This window comes from Porticoccus sp. (assembly GCA_023261185.1).
GTDB lineage: Bacteria > Pseudomonadota > Gammaproteobacteria > Pseudomonadales > Porticoccaceae > Porticoccus > Porticoccus litoralis.
The window spans coordinates 1-3125 of record JALRJN010000060.1 but is presented as its reverse complement, the minus strand read 5'-3'; the positions used below and the strand labels follow the sequence as shown (position 1 = coordinate 3125).

The 3125-nt window shown below is 52.0% G+C and carries 1 protein-coding gene; it reads right to left on the bottom strand.

Annotated features, from left to right (window positions below; translation table 11 throughout):
• Nucleotides 1-298: 298 nt before the first annotated feature.
• The gene (locus ACYZYZ_RS05490; RefSeq protein ID WP_305170563.1) at nt 299-2398 is read right to left on the bottom strand and encodes a TonB-dependent receptor; all 2100 of its coding nucleotides are present in this window, start codon (nt 2396-2398) and stop codon (nt 299-301) included.
• Between the last annotated feature and the right edge of the window lie 727 nt (nt 2399-3125).

Genomic DNA, 3125 nt, shown 5'->3' with positions numbered 1-3125 from the left:
AATACCCCATCAAGGCGAAAGGCATCGGCAGGATCATTGGTATGGCGGTAGACCAGGTGGTGATGTCAGGTTTCGCCGCCTACCACATCGGCACGGAAGCAGAAGTCCCTGCAGAGTAGTCATGTCAGGAGCCTGGCTTTGCAACGCTCGCAAGCAAACATTTGCTAACCAACAGTCTGATAGACCCCAGATAAAATTTCATCTTCCACAAAAAAACCGCCGACTTAACCCGATTGGGGCATAGCCGACGGTTTTATCTATAGCTGGCCGAGTTGATGACTCGTCTAGGCGTTTTTGATCACCACTTCCGCTCTACACCCACATACAGTGCACGGGGTTCTCCAGGGAAATAACGATCTCCACCAAAGGAAGTGTAATCCGCACGCTCTGCATACTTACGGTCCAGCAGGTTGGTAACACGCACATTGAGCTTCCAGGCAGGGTTCAAACGCCAGAAACTGTAAAGGTTGAAGATATTGTGTCCATCGTAACTGTGCTCATTTTCAGGGTCCGTGTAGTACTCACCCTGATGTACCCACTCCAGTTCGGCTCGGGCACCGGGTAAAAAGTTCCACCCAACACGGGCACTGCCGAAATCATGCGGTGCACCATCTACATCATTTTCATAGATGTCGGTACTGCCGGAAAACCTATGGTTGCTGTACTCGTGCTCGGCATAGCTGGCTGCCAGGGCCATATCCCACTGCTCGTTAAAGCGGTAACCAAGTCCCACTTCTATACCTCGGGAACGGATCTCACCATCGTCTACATTAAGGCGGGAAGAATCCTGGAAAATCTCATGACGCTTCTTCATGGCGTACAGAGCGATCTCGTAAGACAGTCGATCATATTGACCACGGGCGCCAATCTCAGCGCTCAGCACCTCTTCTGACTCCAGGTGGGCCTTATCCTGGGCATTCTGCAACCGGTAGAGTTCTGTTGCCTGGGGCGCTCGGAAACCCTGAGCCAGGTTGAGGTAGACCTGATGGTCGTCCGCTAGGTCATAAACCAGACCAAATTTGGGTGACCAACTTTCAAAACGATCAAAGCGGTCAGCCGGACGACTGTAACGACAGCCGCCAAATCCGCAGGGTACGCCATCCTCATCGGTACGACCGTCCAGCATGCGGTTGTCGTAATCATAGCGGACAACCTCATAGCGCAAGCCCGCCGTCATGGACAGGCGCTCGGTCATCTGCCAGCTGGTATGAATAAACGGTGCGGCCACAATGGCATCCACCTCGTAATCATAGTGCTTCCCTTCCGGGATAGTCGCCATAAGAAAAGGACTACCCGCTGTAGGCGCATCCTGGGCCTGTTTGAGGAAAGCATCGGTGTATTCGAGATCCAGCCCTGTCACGATCTGCCAGTTGTCAAAACGCTTATGGTAGGCCGACTGTAAACCAAAACTCTTCTGACCATTTTCCTCCAGAGGAGTACCGGGCAGAAAATGCTGCAGGAAATCCATATCGGTATAGCGGGCATACGGTGTGAAAGACAGGAATGAACTATCGTCGAGGCGGTACTTGATATGGCTGGCCCAACGCACACTCTGCGTATCCCGGTAGGCTTCAGGATTGGGGTTTTCATTTCTTTCACGTCTGTCGCGGTAGATTTCATCTCCGACGATATAACCAGCGGTCTCCTGGTTTAAGTTGGTCATGGACAAGGTGCTCGCCACTGACACCTGCTCACCGTCATATTCATGACGCAAAGTCAGTTTCTGCTGATCAAAACCGGAGTCGTGGCGGTAGCCGCCGTCGTGCCCCATGGAAAGGTCCGCCCTTAGGCCATGGTCACCCATCCTGCGTGATGCAGAAAACTTCATCCGCATATAGTCGTGGGGGCCGCCCTCGACACCGAGGCGGTATTCAGGCTCATCTGTGACTCGGGGGCTGATGACATTTATCACGCCGTTCATGGCATTGGCCCCCCACAGCGCACTGCCCGGGCCCCGGATCACTTCAATGCGCTCAGCCACCTCGGTGTGGCCGTCGAATAATTCATTGATATTACAGAAGCCGGATGCCCGCAAAGGTACACCGTCAACTGCTGTCAGTACGCTGCCACAGCCTCCGGCCCCGGTTAGGATGGCAGAGCGCAATGAGGGCAGGTATTCCTGGCCATTACCCCGAGCAAAATTGGCTCCGGGCACACGGACCAGGGCTTCCTGAATATGAGTATGGCTGGTGATATCCAGCGACTGGGTATCTACCACGGTGGCACTGGCCGGCAGCATGCGTAACGTTTGCTCGTCCCGCGTAGCTGTCACCACGATGGTTTCCAGTACCGTCGGTCCATTGTTTGTTGCTTCTGTCTGACCACCAGCTTCTTCCGCATTACATACGCCCGCCGCAGCCAGTGCAAAAACCAACACAGAAAGTTTATTTTTTGTCATTAGTGCTCACCCCTATACTTCTCTAGTTTACTTGCATGCCTGGATCTGCCAGCGCAAACCTAACCAGACAGCTGATGGCGCTCCCTTGCCGAGAAACAGCGAATCTTCTGTATCCGCCGTTCTGGTACCTCGTCGCTACCAAAAACCTCTGATGATTATCGTTATTTGTCCCATCACAATTTTACTGCACCGGCTCGATCATACGTCCTCGATGTCTACACAACCCGAAAATGATATGCCACAAAGAACAGAACACTCCGAACCCACCGATGGGAAAATTGTTTCTTGAAGAATTGTCTGCGTCACCACAGCCTCTAATGCGAGGTTGCCGGGCGCCTTTCTTTTTGCTTTTTTAATACTACATTATAGGATTTGACTCCCACCCACTGGCCATGAGGACTACTTCATAGCGCTCATACTTTCCTTGTGATCAACCTATCTCACCACCCATAAAATAGATGTTACTGCTTATCCCAGGGCCTAATAAATGGATATAAAAAAGAGAGGGCTGGGAGACCCTCTCTGGAAAACTGGCGGCAATGGACGATTTTTTTTGCCAAACATTGCCGCCGATTTATATCAGCCCTGCCTAAACAGGCCTTATTGACTCAGAAGAAGTAAGTCACACCCAGGGAGAACAGGTCCAGCTCATCAACATCATCATAGACATTCTCAGCAGCCGGTGTGCCATCAACATCAATGTCGAGCTGCTCATATTTTCCGTAAA

Coding starts and splice junctions, on each gene's coding strand:
- ACYZYZ_RS05490 (WP_305170563.1), bottom strand. CDS start 2,398: ATGACAAAAAATAAACTTTCTGTGTTGGTTTTTGCACTGGCTGCGGCG.